Here is a 255-nt window from a genome sequence, read left to right on the forward strand (position 1 = left end):
GAATACTCATCTCGCCCACCTGTGTCGGTTTGCGGTACGGTCTCGTATGACTGAAGCTTAGAGGCTTTTCTTGGAACCACTTCCGATTGCTACAGAACCGAAGTTCTTCGTCCCAGTCCCTTGAATTCCGCACCCGGATTTGCCTAAGTGCCTTCTATGAACCAGAAACTGCCTATTCCAACAGGCAGACAACCTTCCGCGATCCGTCCCCCCATCGCATCATACGACGGTGCAGGAATATTAACCTGCTTCCCA

At 51.8% G+C, this 255-nt stretch carries 1 rRNA gene; it reads right to left on the reverse strand.

The window, feature by feature from the left end:
* A 23S ribosomal RNA gene (locus F8197_RS28375) occupies positions 1-255 on the reverse strand; the annotation flags it as partial.

This window comes from Duganella sp. FT27W, from assembly GCF_009295655.1.
Lineage (GTDB): Bacteria > Pseudomonadota > Gammaproteobacteria > Burkholderiales > Burkholderiaceae_D > Rugamonas > Rugamonas zoogloeoides.